This window comes from Streptomyces sp. G45, from assembly GCF_049542095.1.
Taxonomy (GTDB): Bacteria; Actinomycetota; Actinomycetes; order Streptomycetales; family Streptomycetaceae; genus Streptomyces.
Genome location: NZ_JBMUZU010000001.1, coordinates 125014 through 139944 on the forward strand (window position 1 = coordinate 125014; position 14931 = coordinate 139944).

A 14931-nucleotide genomic window follows, 5' to 3' on the forward strand; every position below is an offset into this window, starting at 1 on the left:
CTCCGCCGTCCGGCCGGTATAGGAAGAATCGGCAGGCCGTACAGTGGTCGGCGTGGAGGCGACGATCCCGATGCCCGCGCTCCGGCCCTGGGTCGCGGACGTGACGCTGATGCGGCTCGACCGGCTGCGGCCGCTGGTCCATCTGCCCGACGCCAGCACCGCGTTGGTCTACCGCAGGACCGGCCCCCGGGACGGTGATCTGCAGGTGGTCGGCCCGCGCAGCCGCGCCTCCTACCACCCGGGGAAGGAACTGCCCGTGTGCCTCCGGGCACGGCTGCGGCCCGGTGTGGCCAGGTCGGTGTTCGGTGTCCCGGTCAGTGAACTGCGGGACCGGGCGGTGCCGCTCACCGAGCTGTGGGCGGGCCGTGCCGCCCTGCTCGAACACCGGCTCAACGGGTTGACCGGTACCGACGCGGTCCTGCGGGGGTTCGAGGACGTCCTGCTCGCGTGCCTGCCGCGGGACGCGGACCCGTGTGCCCCGCTGCTCGGTGAGGCCGTCGCCTCGCTGTCCACCACGGGCGAGCGGATCGGCGCGCTCGCCCGGCGGCTGTCGGTCAGCGAACGGCGTCTGCGCGACCTGTTCACCGACCGGGTCGGCCTGGCGCCCAAGCGCTTCGCCCGCGTCCAGCGGGTCCGCGCCGTGCTGGCCGGAGCGGGTTCGGCGAGTTGGGCGGGGATCGCCGTCGATTCCGGTTACTGGGACCAGTCCCATATGACCGCCGACTTCCACACGCTCATGGGGGTGCCGCCGACCGCCTTCCGCGCGGGCCGCCTTCCGGCTACGACGGCCTGCGCCACATGACGGGGACCGCGCCCCGGTCGCGCGGGACGGCGACCGCGCGGGCCCGGGCCGCCTCTTGCTCCCGCACAACTAGGTTCTGTCCTTTCGGTTGGCCTCGGGTTCGGAGGAGGGTGCCGGTGCGGTGGAGTGCGGCCTCGTAGGCGATGGCGAGTTTGTCGGTTCGTGTGGCCGGGCCGCGCCATTGCTTGAGGCGGTTGATGCACCGCTCGACGGTGTTGCGCCGCTTGTGCGCTTGGCGGTCGAAACCGGGCGGCCGTCTTGGCGCCCTCGCCGCGGGCGGTGGCCGATCTGGTCCAGCACGACGCAGGGCCGGGTTCACGGCCTGCCCGAGCCGCTACGGCGGACGCGACTACGGGATGTCACCGGCTTGGCCTGCGGTGACGGTAAAGGCCAGAGGCCGTGCGCCGCCGTCGGCGGCCAGGTGGACTTTGGTGCTCAGCCCGCCGCAGCAGCGCTGGTGGGCGCGGCAACCGTGGAGTCCACCCACACGGCCCAGTCGATGTCGTCGTCGGAACGAGCCGAGCTCATCGGGCAAGTCCCGCCAGGGCGAGTCCGTGCGGTACTTCCACGCGATGGCCTCAAGGGTGCGGCGATGGTCAGCCCACCGCCACCCACGGACCCAATCGGCCGACACCAGCGGCTCGATCCAGCCCCCCCATCACATCAGTGATCACTCATCGGACAGGCACATCCGACCCACTGATCAACCCACCAAAGAGACACGCGTCAGGGCAGGGCCATCGCGCCGAGTTCGCCGATCAGCCGACGGTAGACAGTGAACGCGGGTTTGGGGGTGTAGTCGTCCCGCAGGATCCCGAACTGGTCGAACAGATCGCCGCCCTCGCTTGAGACCGCCTCGATTATGGAATCGGACACGTCTCCGGGCCGACCGTCGGGGGCGACGGGGTGCTCCCAGACGTCCGGGAAGCAGTCCAGGCCGACGTAGTCGACCGCATCCGCCCGCTGGCGGCCGCCCAGCCGCCCGATCTCTGTGAAGAAGGGGTCACCTCGGTCAGTGGTGGCCTTGCAGTTCTTCCAGGACCGCTCGGATGCGCGGGGGGGCGTCCGGGATCACCGCGTCCGTGGCCGAGTCGCCGCCTGGGTAGATCCCGAACACCAGCGGCGAAGGTGCGTTCGACGACATGGTGGCCTCCAGCCGTGTTGGTTGAGTGTGCACGTCACCGTCGGCGCAAGCATGGCTGGCACTAAAAGGCTGTCAACAGCCGCTGCCTCCAGGCGTTGGGTGGCGGGACGCCGCCGATGCCGTCTCGGAGGGCGGGAACGCGACCGCGTGCGGGGCCACGGGGCTGGAGGCCGCGGACCTCAGCGGCTCCGAGTACGGGCTGATCTCCAGCGTCGGAAACGAGGACACGGGCGACGGCGCCCACTTCTCCCTCATGGTCCCGCACGACTCGGACAACCTGGACGCCCAGCTCGGCGCGCCGGACCGCGTCGCACTCGTGAAGGAGAGCATGACCCGGGCGCGCGACTTCTGGTCGTGCTTCTCCCCCCGAGGAGTCCGGCATCGGCGACGACTGTCTGAGCTACGACACGGACCGGTTCGTGAACGTCTGCGTGCGGGGCGGCCCAGTCGAGGTCTTCGTCCACACGCCCCGCTCGGGTGACAGCCCGTCGGCGGAGGACTGGGCGCGCGTAGTGGAGCGACGCATCCGTTCGGTGCTCGCGGGCCAGGTCCCGACCGCCCGGATCTCCGTGATGTAGGCCCTTGAGGCAGCAGTGGCCCGGCGGTGTGCCGCAGCGGCGCCGCCGCAGGAGGAAGTGCAGGTCAGGGAGGTGGCGAGGGCGGGAGGGCGGTGATCCCGGGGGCGGGCTCGGGCCACACCAGCAGGACGGGGCACGGGGCGTGGTCGACGATGAAGCGGCTGGCCGGGCCGAGGCTGCGCGGCCCGAGGTGGGTGCGGTCGCCGTCGCGCGCGAGAACGAGCAGATCGGCGTACGCGGCCTCGGCGACGACTTCACGCTCGGCGCGGCCGGTGCGTTCGGTGCGGGTGCAGGGGCGGCCCAGACGCCGCGCGGCCTCGGCGAGGAGCTGGGCGGCGGACACGGCGGCCAGGTGCTCCAGTCGGGTGCCGGGGTCGCGTTCGCGATGGCCGCGGCCGAGCAGACCGGCGAACGCGCCGTGGGCCGCGCCCGGGACGTCGGCCGGGGAGACGTGGAGGAGCACGATGTCGGCGCCGTCGGGCGCGTGGGCGCGGACGGCGTCGATGCTGGCGGGCCAGGTGCCCTCGGTGATCCAGGCGAGGACGCGCATGGTGGTCAGCCTCCGATGAGGGTGAGTGAGGTCCACAGTGCCACCACCGACAGTCCCAGGGCGGCGGGCACGGTGAGCACACCGAGCCGGGTGAACTCGCCGAGTTCGACGGCGGTGTCGTGTTCGCGCACGATGCGCCGCCACAGCAGCGTGGCCAGGGATCCGGCGTAGGTGAGGTTCGGGCCGATGTTCACCCCGAGCAGGACCGCCAGCACCGCGCCCGGCCCGGCCGGGGCGGTCAGCGGCAGCAGCACCAGCACGGCGGGCAGGTTGTTGATGACGTTGGCCAGCACCGCGGCCAGGGCCGCGGTGCCGAGGAGCGCCCACAGCCCCGTGCCGGTGGGGATGAGGTGCCCCAGCCCGCTCGCCAGGCCGTTGTCGACGACCGCGCGGACCACCACGCCGAGGGCCAGGACGAAGGCGAGGAACGACGGCGCGGTGGCGCGCACCAGGGCGGCGGGCGTGGTGCGTCGCCGGGCCAGGGCCCGCGCGGCGAGCACCACGGCGCCCGCGAGGGCCGCCCAGACGGGATCGACGCCCACGGCCGAGGTCAGCACGAACCCGGCCAGCGTGCACACCACCGTGACCAGGGCGAAGACCGGCAGCTCGCCCGGCACGGCGACGGGTGACGCCCGGGCCCCGGCATCCAGCTCGGTGGCGAAGAACCGGCGGAAGACCACGTACTCGGCGGTAATGGCCACCAGCCAGGGCAACGCCATCAGCGCGGCGAAACGGGTGAAGCTCAGACCGCTGGCGGCGAAGGCCAGCAGGTTGGTGAGGTTGGAGACCGGCAGCAGCAGCGACGCCGTGTTCGACAGGTGGGTACAGGCGTAGACGTGCGGCTTGGGCCGGGCGCCGAGCCGGGCGGCGGTGGCGAACACCACCGGCGTAAGCAGCACCACCGTGGCGTCCAGGCTGAGCACCGCGGTGATCACCGAGGCGGCCGCGAACACCTGCGCCAGCAGACGCCGCGGACGCCCGGCCGCCGTGCGGGCCATCCACGCCCCGCACGTGTGGAACAGGCCCTCGTCATCGCACAGCTGCGCCAGGACCAGGACCGCCGCGAGGAACCCGATGACCGGCCCGAGCCGCTCGGCCTCCTCCCGGACGTGCGCCAGCGGGATCGCCCCGGTGGCGACCACCACGCCCGCGGCCGGGACGGCGACGACCGCCTCGGGCCAGCCGAAGGGACGCATGACGGCACACGCCAGTACCGCCAGCAGCAGGACGACGGAGAAGATCTCCGCCACGGATGAGTTCACGCCTGGGATCTTCTCCCGGCCGTACGGCGACGGCGCGCCCGGGGGCCTGCCGCAGCTTCCCCGCCGACCAGGCGGCCCTCTCGACCGTGCTGCCCTGCCGACCGTGCTGCCTTACCGGCCGTCTCGGCGTACCGGCCGTACCGCCCGCCGACCGCGCCGTCGGCGGGCACGTCGTGCGCGGCCACCGCATGCTGGAGCCGTGCCACACGTACCGCCGCGGGCGAGGCACGGCTGTGTGCCGGGGCACGGCTGTGTCTCAGGAGTCGGGGTACTGGGGACCGGTGGCCCCCACAGTCCAAGGCAGGCGGGCCGGAGAGGCGGCATCAGGTGCGTACCGTAGGTGTGGAGGAAGAGCTTCTGCTGTTCGACCGTGCGAGCGGGGAGCCGCGGGCGCTGTCGGCGGCCGTCCTGGCCCGCGCGGCGCGGGACGCCGATGACAGACCTGACGGCGCCGAGGACGTCGGCGCGACGGGGAGCGGCGGCGCGCCCCGGAACGGCGACAGCGACAGCGACGACCAGTGTGCCCAGGACGACTCCTTCGAGAGGGAACTGCACGGCCATCAGATCGAGTTCGCCACGCGTCCGCAGTCGGACATGGACAGCCTCTGCGCCGAGATCGTCCGATGGCGGGCGGAGGCGGCCCGGCACGCCGGGGACGTCGGCGGCTCGGTCGCCGCGCTGGCCACCTCTCCCCTGCCCGCGAGCCCGTCCGTCAACGTGGGCGGCCGCTTCCAGTGGATGGAGGAGCAGTTCGGCCTCACCACCCAGGAGCAGCTGACCTGCGGCTGCCACGTGCACGTGTCGGTGGAGTCGGACGAGGAGGGCGTGGCCGTGGTGGACAGGATCCGCCCCTGGCTGGCGGTGCTCGTCGCGCTCAGTTCCAATTCGCCGTTCTGGCAGGGCAAGGACAGTCAGTACGCCAGCTACCGCAGCCGCGTGTGGGGGCGCTGGCCGATGGCGGGCCCCACGGAACTCTTCGGTTCGGCCGAGCGGTACCAGCGGCAGGTCGACGACATGGTGTCCTCCGGGGTGCTGCACGACCGGGGCATGGTCTACTTCGACGCACGCCTGTCCCACCGCTACCCCACCGTCGAGATCCGGGTGGCGGACGTCTGCCTCGACGCGGGCACCACCGTCGCGATCGCCGCGCTCGCCCGGGCCCTCGTCGAGACGGCCGCGCGGGAGTGGCGCGCGGGCACACCGCCGCTGGGGCACAGTGTCAGCCTGCTGCGGCTGGCGGCGTGGCGGGCCGCGCGCTCCGGCCTGGACGACGCCCTGCTCCATCCGCTGTCGATGCGGCCGGTGCCCAGCGCCGAGGTGGTGCGGGCCCTGCTCGACCACGTGACCGACGCCCTCGCCGACAGCGGTGACCTCACCCTGGTCCGCGAGCAGACGGCCCGACTCCTCGAAACCGGCACCGGGGCTCGCGTCCAACGGCGTCTCTTCAGCCGGACCGACAGCCTGAGCGCCGTCATCACGGAGTGCGTGCAGCGGACGCAGGCGCCGCCCACCTGACCCGGGTCGACCGGGGCGCGGCCCTGCCCTGCCGTTCGGAGGCGTCGGCCGCCGCTGTGTGCTGCTCCTGGCGCAGGCGGCGGCCGACGCACATCCATGCTGCGGCGGCGGGGAATTGTTCGAAAGCGCAGTTCGGAGACGTCAAACAACGCGGACAACTCCGCGGCGGATGACTGGTCGTCGCCGCACGGCAGGATGCCGGTACCGCCGCGCCGATCGGGCGCCCGCGCGGTCGGTCACGTGCGAGCGGCGCCGGTCCGCGCGGCGGCCGCCGCCTCCAGCAGGGACCAGCCGTCGATCTCCGTCGGGCGCCCCTCCGGCTCCCACCCGCGAGTGGCCGCCGCGTCGAGCAGGGCCCGGACGGCTCCGGGTTCGTGCAGGTTCAGGTCGGCGCCATGGACGTACCCCACGTCTCCCGAGCCCAGAGGAGCGTCACCCGGGACGTACCGGCCCGGGCCGCCGGTGAAGACGATGCGCAGGGGGCCGCCCGTCCCGGCCGGTTGCGGGTACAGCGTCAGGGTCTCGCGGCACGACCGGCCGCCGTCCGCCACGTCGTGGCTGTGACGGAGCGTCCACAGATACGCGCGCCCGTCGGCGATGAGCCGCCGGGGCTTCCTCGGATGGCGGGGCACGGAGCCGAGGGTACGCGGCAAGGTCCACAAGCCCCCAGCCGGTTTCGCTCAGATCCACGGGGGCCCGTGGCGGCTTCGTCGAGCGCACCGGGCGCACCAGGGGAAGGCCCCGGCCGGAGCCGAAACACTCACCCGCATGCCTTGCCCCTGCCGCCACCGTGCTGGACGCTCGCCTTCTCGTACCGCCGTCACGCGCCGAGGAGGCACCGCCATGCACAGAAGACGCTTCATCACCGGCGCGCTGGGCACCGCGACGGCGGTGGGCCTGGGGTCGGCCCGGCCAGCGGGGGCCGTTCCGCGCCCCGAGGGCTGGCGGAGGGTCGCCGTGCCCGACGGCCTTGAGGTGGCCGCGCTGCAGTCCGTGGCCGCCGCCTCGCGCCGCCGCGCGTGGGCGGTGGGCGCCGAGGGCCTCGGCGGCGGCGCCCCGGGCCGACCGCTGTCGTACCTCTGGGACGGCCGGGCCTGGTCGCGCACCGACACCTCCGGCCTGGACCTCGACGGCTACCTCACGGACGTCGCCGCCAACACCTCCGGCGAGGCCTGGGCCATCGGGTACGAGGGCGACGCCAGCCTGTGGCACCTGCACGCCTGGGACGGCGACGGGTGGGAGCGGGTGCCCTTTCCCGGGGAGGGCACGCCGGGCGCCATCGTCGCCGACGTCACGGTCGCCCCCGACGGCGAGGCCTGGGCGGTCGGCCAGTACGAGGGCACGTACCGCGTACTGCGCTGGAACGGCCGTCGCTGGCGCTGGCTGCGCCCGCTGCCGAGCGGCAACCAGCGGCCCCTGGTCGGCGTGCGCCGTTCCTGGCGCGGGGAGATCTGGATCTACGGTCCGGGGGTGTGCGCCCGCTGGGACGGCACGTGGCACGAGATCCCCATGGAGGACCACCCCCACTACGTCACCGGCCTGCTCCCCGTCGCCCCGGACGACATCTGGCTGTGCGGCTACGACCTGTACGTGCCCGGCGGGCGCCCGCCCACCGCGCAGCTGCGCCACTACGACGGCACGGCCTGGCGGTACGCCGAGCGGCTGCCCATCACCGTCGGCCAGCTCACCGGGATCGTCGGCGACGCGCGGGACCGTCCGGACCGCATCGCGGGCTGGTCGTACCCCGACTGGAACCAGTCCCACTACCTGCGCTGGGACGGCGCGGCCTGGGTGAGCGAGCGGGGCCCCGCGTCCGGCTCCCCCACCCTGATGTACGGGATCACCCGGGTGCCCCGGCGGCGGGAGTACTGGGCGGTGGGCTCGACGGTGTTCATCCCGCGCCCGCCGGGCCAGGTGCGGATCGAGCGCCTCACCCTGCCCCGCACGGCCGAACCGCGCGACGGCTCAGATCCGGTCACGACGCTTCCGTGACCGGGTCCCGTGCTCGGCCCTGACCCGTCGGCGTTCTCGTCCAAACCGCCTGTGCCACTCGTGTCGCCCGTCTCGCTGTGTCGTTCCTCGTCTCCGCGTCTCGGCGTCTCGGCGTCTCGGCGTCTCCGCGTCCCGGCACTCCTGCGAGGGCTGCCACCCGTACATCGGTCTGGACGGGCCCCGCGAGGTGCGGGAACCCGTCCAGACCGGAGAAGCGTGGGGCCGCGCCCCTCGCACCGCCGTACGTCGAGATCAACGTGCCCTTGTCGCCGGTGATCCGCTCCCGCCCCGCGTGAGCTTCCGACGGCGGCCGGAACCTCCTCCGGCGGGGGCCGCGTCAGTGTGACGCCGTGACGGCCGGGACCGGAGGTCAGCCGGGCCAGGTGCCGGTCAGGCGGTGTGTGGCCACGGCGCCGGTTCGGTCGACGGCGGCCTTGACCCCGGCGAAGATCGCGCCCTGGAGCGTGGCGGCGAGCAGGATCTCCGGCCAGGCGCGGTCCTCGTCGGTGGCGTCGGGGGCGTCCTCGTCGTGGCCGATCGCCTTCCACGCCTGCTTGAACACGGCTCCGGCGAGCATGCCGCTGACGGCTCCCAGGGCGAGACCGACCGGCTTGTAGGCGATCTTCGAGGCCTTCATCCGCTCACCCCTTCCTCGTACGGCGGTACGCCAGCCACACCAGGACGCCCACACCGGCCGCTGTCAGCAGCAGCCCGCGGTTGTCCCGCGCCATCTGCGCACCCTGTGCCGTCTTCTGCCGCACCGGTTCGGGGGCCTTCTCCTGGAGCAGGTGCGTGGCCTGCGCGGCCTGGGCCCGGGCCTGCCCGGCGACGGAGGCGGCCTTGTCCTTCACCGGGTCGGGGATCCTCAGCTCCTGCACCTGGGCCGCGGTCTGGGCGGCCTTCACCTTCAGCTCCCCCGCCTTGGCGGCGGCCTGCTGCTTGACCTCGGCCTTCTTCTGCTGGGCGCGTGCCTTGACGTTCGTCTTGGCCGCCAGCGCCTCGACCGTGTGCCCGAGTTCCTCGCGGGTCTGCTCGACCTGTTCGCGGAGTTCCTTCGGGCTGGAGGCGGTGGGCTCGTCGTGGGGCGACTGGGTCATCGCTGTGCACTCTCCTTGATCTGGGCCATGTCGGCCTTCACGCTCTCGACCGTCTGCTCGGGCGTGGGCGGTGCGCCTTCCTCGATCTGCTTCTTGCCGCTCAGGGCCATGACCGCGGCGACCACGCCCAGCACGGCGGTGACGATCAGCGCCGCGGCCCACACGGGCAGCGGGACCGCCAGGGCGGCGATCGTGGTGGCCACCAGGGTCTGCAGCATCAGGAAGCCGACCACCCCGGCGCCGCCGAACAGCCCGCCGCCCTTGCCGTACCGCTTGCCCTTCTCCGCCATCTCCGCCTGTGCCAGCCTCAGTTCGCCGCGCACCAGCTCCGTCAGCTGATGGGACGCCCGCTGCACCAGCTCGCTCACCGGCTCGTTGGTGCCGTGAGCACTACCGCGGCCAGCGCCAGCAGGGGGTGGCTGCATGGTCGACACGACGATCACCTCCCGTCTTCCCTTCTTAACCATGACGACGGGCCGCGCGGCCCGTCACGTGAGCACGCGAGTACCCCGAAGGATCCGATTCAGAGCAGGCCGAGGACGCGCCGACGGATATGTGACGGGTGAACGCCCCCCGGGTGCGGCGGCGAGCCCGGAACGGCCTGGTCGGGCTGGGGGCGACGAGCGCGGTGCGGGGCGAGTGGCTTGCCGAGCGGCGCCGGGCCTACGGGGGCGTCGCGTGCGAGGAGCGAGGCCGCGCGGGCCGTCGGGGCGAGGCTGTGCCGCTCGCGGGCCGACAGCACACACCGAGGAGCCACCCCGCCTCCACGGCGGGGTGGCTCCTCGGCGGGTGGTCAGCGGTCGTCGCGGTCGCGGAGGGAGTCGCGGACGCCTTGCGCCTTCTCGCGGGCCTCTTCCTTGGCTTCCCGCACCTTGGCCTTGACCTGGTCGGCCTTGCCCTCGGCCGCCATGCGATCGTTGCCGGTGGCCTTGCCGACCATTTCCTTGGCCTTGCCCTTGGCCTTGTCCACGCCCATGATCACTCCTCTGGTGGGGTTGGTGGCTCATGCCACGCTATGAGCGGGAGGGGCGGCCCGCATCCTGACAGCCGACGGGCGTTTCCCGGCACCAGGCCGGGTCGCCGCCGCCGACCAGCTGATCCAGCCTGGCGAGAGCGCCGCGGACTCCTGTGGGCCACGACCTGCGCGTACGAGTCGAACATGCTCCGGCTACCGGTCGTACGACCTGATCCGGCCGCCGGTGGTCCGAGCGGGCGCGGAGAGGGCTGGCCGTGGAGGGCGCCAGCCGGTGAACAGCCGCAAGCGGGCTGCGGCGGACTGTCGTGCCTGGCTAGGCTGGTGGCCAGAGGGGGGTCACCAACGGATCACCCGCGCAATGGTTCTGTGAGACGAATGGTTCTGTGAGACGGGGGAACATGGCTACGTCGGTCGTCCGCGTCGAGACCGTGCAGATGGATTCCCAGGGGTCCCGCCAGATCCGCAGCAGGTCCCGCGACACGGAATCCCTGGAAGAGCGCTCCGCGGAGTTGGAGCAGGCCATCGTCTCGGCCTCCGAGATCGCCCAGAACTCGCTGGCTCGGCTGCCGTCCCAGGACGGGTGGCGGGTGAGCGGCCTGGAGGTGACCTTCGGTGTGACGCTCGCCGCCGAGGCCGGAGTCATCCTTTCCAAAGCGTCTGCCGAGGCGTCCTTCGAAGTGACCATCAGCGTCGAGCGGGCCTGAGGGGCGCGGGGTGCCCGGCAAGGACTACGCCGTGGACCTCTGCCAGGGCGACCTGGCGTTGGGGGCGGGGTTCTTGCTGACGCGCTGCTTCGTGGTGACCGCCGACCACTGCCTCAAGTCCCTGGCCCCGCACGACGACCGGGTGAGCGTGGAGGTGGAGGGGGGCCTCGTCGTCGAGGGCCGGGTGCGCCAGCGGGTGCCGGAGGCGGACCTCGCGCTGGTCGAGGTGTGCGACCCGTCGGCCCTGCCGCTGCGGCTTCCGCAGGCCGACCTGGCGCGGCGCGGGGACGACTGGCGCGGACTGCACCGCCCTTCGCTGGACGACCCGCATCTCGGTGGCACCGTGGACGCCCACACGGTGGACTACGCGTGCGAGGGCGGCGGCCGCATCGAAGCCCTCCAGCTGATCGCCGACCAGGCCCTGGGCGACTACTCGGGATACTCCGGCGGCCCCGTCGAACGCGTCACGCCGGACCGGGAGCTGGCGGTCCTCGGCATTCTCGTCGAGCAGTACCCGGACCGGCAGGACGACAGGCGCTCCGCCAACGTGCTGTTCGCGGCCACCATCCGCGAGGTGATCGACCGCTTCGCCCACCTTCAGACCGGCAACCTCCTCAAGGTGCTGGACCAGGACCCGCCGCCACGCCCCGCCGCCCCGGCGGAGAGCCAGAGCCGGGACATCGGGGAAACCCTGGCGAAGGGCGAGGCCCTGCTGACGGCCCTGAAGGAGTGGTCGAGTCAAGAGCTGCTCGACCCGGCGCAGTTGACCCACCTCCAGGCACATGTGGCGAAGAGCGTCATCGACATCACGCTGCGGGGCGAGGGCGACGCGTCATGACGAACGCGCTGAGCGAAGCGATCGGCCGGGCCGAGACCGCGTTGACCGACCGAATTCCGGGCGGCGGCTCGCCCCTCGCGGGCCTCACCGACGCGGCGCTCGCCGACATCGTCGGCCGGGACCCGGCCTCGGTCGAGGACGCCTGCTACTTGGCCGCGCTGCTCCAAGCGCTGAGGCGACACGACGACGCCCGGAGGATCCTGCGCACCGCGGCGGCGTCGTTGCCCGCGTCGCCCGGCACGGACATCACCCGGCGGGCGGCCGCGCTCAATCGGCTCTCCGTCAGGATGGCCTCGCTCGGCGCGCTCGAGGAGGCGTCCCACTGGCTGCGGCAGGCCATCCAGACCATCCCGGCGTCCGCCCCCGCGCTGCTGCACGCCCGGACGCACGCGAATCTGGCCTCCGTACACGCCCAGAGGGAAGAGTTCCGGCAGGCCGCGGTGGCCTCGCAACGCGCTCGGCAGTACCTCGGCCCGGGAAACGACGCCGAGCCGGTCGAGGCCCTGGACGTGCGCGGTCTCCTCGCCGCGGTGGACGCGGCACTGGCCCGCTCGGCCAACGACCGCGACCGCCTCAGCCAGGCCCTCGGCGACTTCCGCGGATCGAGCCGCGGCACGCTCACCCACCCCGCCGCCGATGCCGACGAGGGACGGCGGTACCGGGAGATCTCCGCGCTCACCGCCAGAGCGGCCCTGGAGTTCGACGAAGCCCGCTCGACACGGTCGCAGCCCCGGCTGGAGCAGCTCACCGGCCTCTTCGAAACCCTGGCGAGCAAGTCGGCGGCCACCCTTGGCGCGGACCACCCGCAGACCGTCGCCGTCCTGCTCGACCTGGCGTGCGCGGAGTTCGAGACCGCGCGCGGAACCGGCGACCTCGACCGGCTGGAGCGCGCGGCTCACACCTTGGGCGCCGCGGCGGGCAGGGCGGCCCAGTGCTTCGGCGAAGGCCATCCGCTGACGCACGCCGCCGTCGAGAACCGTGCGATCGCCGCCGAGCATCTGGCGCTGGCACGCGCGTCATCGCTCCCCGCCGCTCCCGGCTCCGGCCCCCGCTCCGGCGCCGCGCCGCCCGGAGCCGGGGCGGGCGCCAGCCCCACCGGCTCCGGGCGCGGTACGGTCCGTGGCGGCGCGCGCGAGCCGGGGGAGGAGCCGGTGTCCTCCTCCAGGGCCGGTACCGGCTGCTCGACCTGGTGGGGCGCGGCGGCATGGGCTCGGTGTGGCGGGCGCGCGACGAGGCGCTGGGCCGACAGGTCGCCGTGAAGTGCCTCCAGCCGCTGGCGCCCCAGAACGACCCGTCCGTCACCCGGGTCCTGCGGGAGCGGTTCCGCCGCGAGGCCCGGGCGGCAGCGGGTCTCCAGCACCGCGGGGTGACCGTCGTCCACGACTTCGGCGAGTCCGACGGGCTGCTGTACCTGGTGATGGAGCTGCTGGAGGGCCGCAGTCTCAGTCAGCTGCTGCGGGACAACGGGAACCGGCCACTGCCGGTCGCGGAGGTCGCCGACATCGCCACGCAGGTCGCCCAGGCGCTCGCGTACACCCATCAGCAGGGCATCGTGCACCGGGACCTCAAACCGGCGAACATCTTCCGCGTCACCGACGGCACAGTGAAGATCTGCGACTTCGGCATCGCGCGCCTCGAACGCGACATCGGCCTCTCCACCCGCCTCACCGCCACCGGCATCGCCCTGGGCACCCCGCACTACATGTCGCCCGAGCAGATCAGCGGCTCCGCTGTCGACCAGCGCAGCGACCTGTACTCGCTGGGGTGCGTCCTGTACGAGATCGCCACCGGAGCCCCGCCGTTCGACCTCGACGACACCTGGGCCATCCTCTTCAGCCACCAGGACACTCCGCCCCGTCCGCCACGGAGCCAGCGCGCCGACCTGCCGGAGCACCTTGAGCGGATCATCCTCGACCTCCTGGCCAAGCGGCCCGAGCAGCGCCCGAACGACGCCGCCGAGGTGGCCCGCCGACTCGGTGCGGCCGGTCCCGCCGCCCCTCCCCCGCTCGTAGCGGCGCGGGGCACGGCCGTGACGGTGGGGCGTGAGTCCGCCGGGCTGCCGCTGCCGGTCTGGGCCCGGGGCATGGCGGCCGGTCCCAGGGCGGTGAGCGCCGGAACCCTCACCCTGACACAGGATGCCGCGGTGGGGCTGATCGCTGCGTGGACCGAGCGTCCTGCCACGGGCGGCGTCCGGGAGCCGCCGTCACAGGCGTCGCCCGCCCCTTCCCCGCGCGCCCTCGCCGCGCTGGCTCGGCGCCACGACATCGGGCGCGGTCTGGGCCGGTTGGGCCGCTGGTCCGACGCGGGCGAGGTACACCGGTCCGTCGCGGCCGAGCGCGAGCGCCTGCTCGGCCCCGACCACCCCGACACCCTCGCCAGCCGTTACGAGGTCGCCCTCGCCCTCAGCCGCACCGGCCGCGCCGCCGACGCCCTGCGCGAGTACAAGGGCGTCGCCCGCGCCCGCAGCCGCACCCTCGGCCCCGACCACCCCGACACGCTCGCCGTCCGCCAGGAAATGGCGTACGTCCTGGGGCAGTTGGGCCGCCATTTCGACGCGCACCGGGTGTACGTGTCCGTGCTCACCGCCCGCGAGCGCGTCATGGGCGCCGACCACCCCGACACCCTGCGCTGCCGCCACAACCTCGCCTTCAACCTGAGCAGGCTCGGCCGCCTGGAGGACTCGTACCGCATGGCCGCGGAGGTCGCCGCGGCGCGGGCCCGCGTCCTCGGCGCCGACCACCCCGACACCCTGCTCACCCGCTACGAAGTCGCTTATGCACTCGGCGGGTTGGGCCGCTGGGAGGAAGCCCTGGAGACCTACCGCGAGGTCGCCGATGCCCGCTCCCGGGCCCTGGGCCCCGACGCCCCCGACACCCTCGCCGCCCGCTACGAGACCGGCATCGCCCTCGGCCGCCTCGGCCGCGCCGAAGAGGCCCTCCGCCTCTACCGCGACCTCGTCGGCGACCGCACCCGCGTCCAGGGCCCGACCCACCCCGAGACGCTGCGCGCCCGGCACAGCCTCGGCGTCAGTCTCGGCCGCCTGGGGCGCTGGGAGGAAGCACTGGCCGAGGCCCGCGAGGTGTGCGCCCTGCGCGGGCAGGCGCTGGGCCCCGAGCACCCCGACACGCTGGTGAGCCGACGCGAGGTCGCCGTGGCCCTCGGCTGGCTGGGCCGCTGGGCCGAGGCGCTCACCGAGTACCACGGCGTCGCCGCCGCCCGGGCCCGCGTCCTCGGCGCCGACCACCCCGACACCGTCGCCAGTTACCACGACGAGGCCCACTGCCTGGAACAGCTCGGACGCGGCGCGGAGGCCACCCAGCTGTACCGGAGGGTGGCCGCGCTGCGCCAGCGGAGGAGTTCCCACACCTAGCCGCGCTCGGGGCGCGTTTCCGCGGCAGGAACACGGCGGGCAGGCTCAGCGCACCAGGCGCGGACCGTGATCCCGCAGGTGGAGGCAGGGCGCCGGTCGAGGT

At 73.7% G+C, this 14931-nt stretch carries 17 protein-coding genes and 1 pseudogene; 8 read left to right on the forward strand and 10 right to left on the reverse strand.

Translation table 11 applies throughout. The annotated features are described in order from the left end of the window. The first annotated feature begins 52 nt into the window (after positions 1-52). Complete coding sequence (locus ACOBQU_RS00515) at positions 53-802, forward strand: helix-turn-helix domain-containing protein (RefSeq protein WP_423623575.1); 750 nt, start codon at positions 53-55, stop codon at positions 800-802. A 94-nt stretch (positions 803-896) separates the two neighbouring features. On the opposite strand, the pseudogene ACOBQU_RS00520 reads toward ACOBQU_RS00515, so the two are convergent. The 3 genes and pseudogenes from ACOBQU_RS00520 to ACOBQU_RS00530 all read right to left on the reverse strand — a co-directional run. Further along, positions 897-1448 (reverse strand): annotated as a pseudogene (locus ACOBQU_RS00520) (IS5/IS1182 family transposase); the annotation flags it as partial. Positions 1449-1528: 80 nt separating this feature from the next. Next, a complete protein-coding gene (locus ACOBQU_RS00525) occupies positions 1529-1678 on the reverse strand; it encodes a hypothetical protein (protein ID WP_423623577.1) in 150 nt (49 codons plus the stop codon). A gap of 136 nt (positions 1679-1814) precedes the next feature. After that, complete coding sequence (locus ACOBQU_RS00530) at positions 1815-1946, reverse strand: hypothetical protein (RefSeq protein WP_423623578.1); 132 nt, start codon at positions 1944-1946, stop codon at positions 1815-1817. Positions 1947-2365: 419 nt separating this feature from the next. Here ACOBQU_RS00530 and ACOBQU_RS00535 point away from each other — a divergent pair, with 419 nt between their 5' ends. Then, entirely contained in the window at positions 2366-2524 is a 159-nt protein-coding gene (locus ACOBQU_RS00535; protein ID WP_423623580.1) for a hypothetical protein, read from the forward strand. A gap of 64 nt (positions 2525-2588) precedes the next feature. On the opposite strand, the gene ACOBQU_RS00540 is transcribed toward ACOBQU_RS00535, so the two are convergent. Beyond that, a complete protein-coding gene (locus ACOBQU_RS00540; protein WP_423623581.1) occupies positions 2589-3074 on the reverse strand; it encodes a universal stress protein in 486 nt (161 codons plus the stop codon). A 5-nt stretch (positions 3075-3079) separates the two neighbouring features. Then, positions 3080-4336, reverse strand: a complete 1257-nt coding sequence (locus ACOBQU_RS00545) for an SLC13 family permease (RefSeq protein WP_423623583.1) — start codon at positions 4334-4336, stop codon at positions 3080-3082. A gap of 327 nt (positions 4337-4663) precedes the next feature. Here ACOBQU_RS00545 and ACOBQU_RS00550 point away from each other — a divergent pair, with 327 nt between their 5' ends. Then, the gene (locus ACOBQU_RS00550) at positions 4664-5851 is read left to right on the forward strand and encodes a glutamate--cysteine ligase 2 (protein ID WP_423623584.1); all 1188 of its coding nucleotides are present in this window, start codon (positions 4664-4666) and stop codon (positions 5849-5851) included. A 236-nt stretch (positions 5852-6087) separates the two neighbouring features. Here the strand turns inward: ACOBQU_RS00550 and ACOBQU_RS00555 are convergent, their stop codons facing one another. Beyond that, positions 6088-6483: a hypothetical protein gene (locus ACOBQU_RS00555; RefSeq protein ID WP_423623586.1), complete on the reverse strand. Its 396-nt coding sequence runs from the start codon at positions 6481-6483 to the stop codon at positions 6088-6090. 211 nt (positions 6484-6694) lie between these two features. Between ACOBQU_RS00555 and ACOBQU_RS00560 the strand changes: the two genes are divergently transcribed. Beyond that, a complete protein-coding gene (locus ACOBQU_RS00560; protein WP_423623588.1) occupies positions 6695-7843 on the forward strand; it encodes a hypothetical protein in 1149 nt (382 codons plus the stop codon). A gap of 370 nt (positions 7844-8213) precedes the next feature. Here the strand turns inward: ACOBQU_RS00560 and ACOBQU_RS00565 are convergent, their stop codons facing one another. The 4 genes from ACOBQU_RS00565 to ACOBQU_RS00580 all read right to left on the reverse strand — a co-directional run bounded on the left by ACOBQU_RS00565 (position 8214) and on the right by ACOBQU_RS00580 (position 9916). Then, positions 8214-8480, reverse strand: coding sequence for a DUF4235 domain-containing protein (locus ACOBQU_RS00565; RefSeq protein WP_423623590.1), 267 nt, complete (start codon positions 8478-8480; stop codon positions 8214-8216). 4 nt (positions 8481-8484) lie between these two features. After that, the gene (locus ACOBQU_RS00570; RefSeq protein WP_423623592.1) at positions 8485-8940 is read right to left on the reverse strand and encodes a DUF3618 domain-containing protein; all 456 of its coding nucleotides are present in this window, start codon (positions 8938-8940) and stop codon (positions 8485-8487) included. Next, positions 8937-9365 carry a phage holin family protein gene (locus ACOBQU_RS00575; RefSeq protein ID WP_423634175.1) on the reverse strand — a complete coding sequence of 143 codons (429 nt, stop codon included), beginning with the start codon at positions 9363-9365 and terminating at the stop codon, positions 8937-8939. Before ACOBQU_RS00575 ends, ACOBQU_RS00570 begins: the two co-directional genes overlap by 4 nt. 368 nt (positions 9366-9733) lie before the next feature. Continuing rightward, a complete protein-coding gene (locus ACOBQU_RS00580) occupies positions 9734-9916 on the reverse strand; it encodes a CsbD family protein (protein ID WP_423623593.1) in 183 nt (60 codons plus the stop codon). A 398-nt stretch (positions 9917-10314) separates the two neighbouring features. Between ACOBQU_RS00580 and ACOBQU_RS00585 the strand changes: the two genes are divergently transcribed. From ACOBQU_RS00585 to ACOBQU_RS00600, 4 genes are read left to right on the forward strand one after another with little or no spacing between them, the layout of a single operon-like run. Then, positions 10315-10620: a CU044_2847 family protein gene (locus tag ACOBQU_RS00585; RefSeq protein WP_423623595.1), complete on the forward strand. Its 306-nt coding sequence runs from the start codon at positions 10315-10317 to the stop codon at positions 10618-10620. A gap of 10 nt (positions 10621-10630) precedes the next feature. Then, on the forward strand, positions 10631-11458 hold the full coding sequence (locus ACOBQU_RS00590) for a trypsin-like serine protease (RefSeq protein ID WP_423623597.1): 828 nt from the start codon (positions 10631-10633) through the stop codon (positions 11456-11458). Continuing rightward, a complete protein-coding gene (locus tag ACOBQU_RS00595) occupies positions 11455-12717 on the forward strand; it encodes a hypothetical protein (RefSeq protein WP_423623598.1) in 1263 nt (420 codons plus the stop codon). Before ACOBQU_RS00590 ends, ACOBQU_RS00595 begins: the two co-directional genes overlap by 4 nt. Next, complete coding sequence (locus ACOBQU_RS00600) at positions 12663-14828, forward strand: tetratricopeptide repeat protein (RefSeq protein ID WP_423634177.1); 2166 nt, start codon at positions 12663-12665, stop codon at positions 14826-14828. Before ACOBQU_RS00595 ends, ACOBQU_RS00600 begins: the two co-directional genes overlap by 55 nt. The last annotated feature ends 103 nt before the right edge of the window (positions 14829-14931 follow it).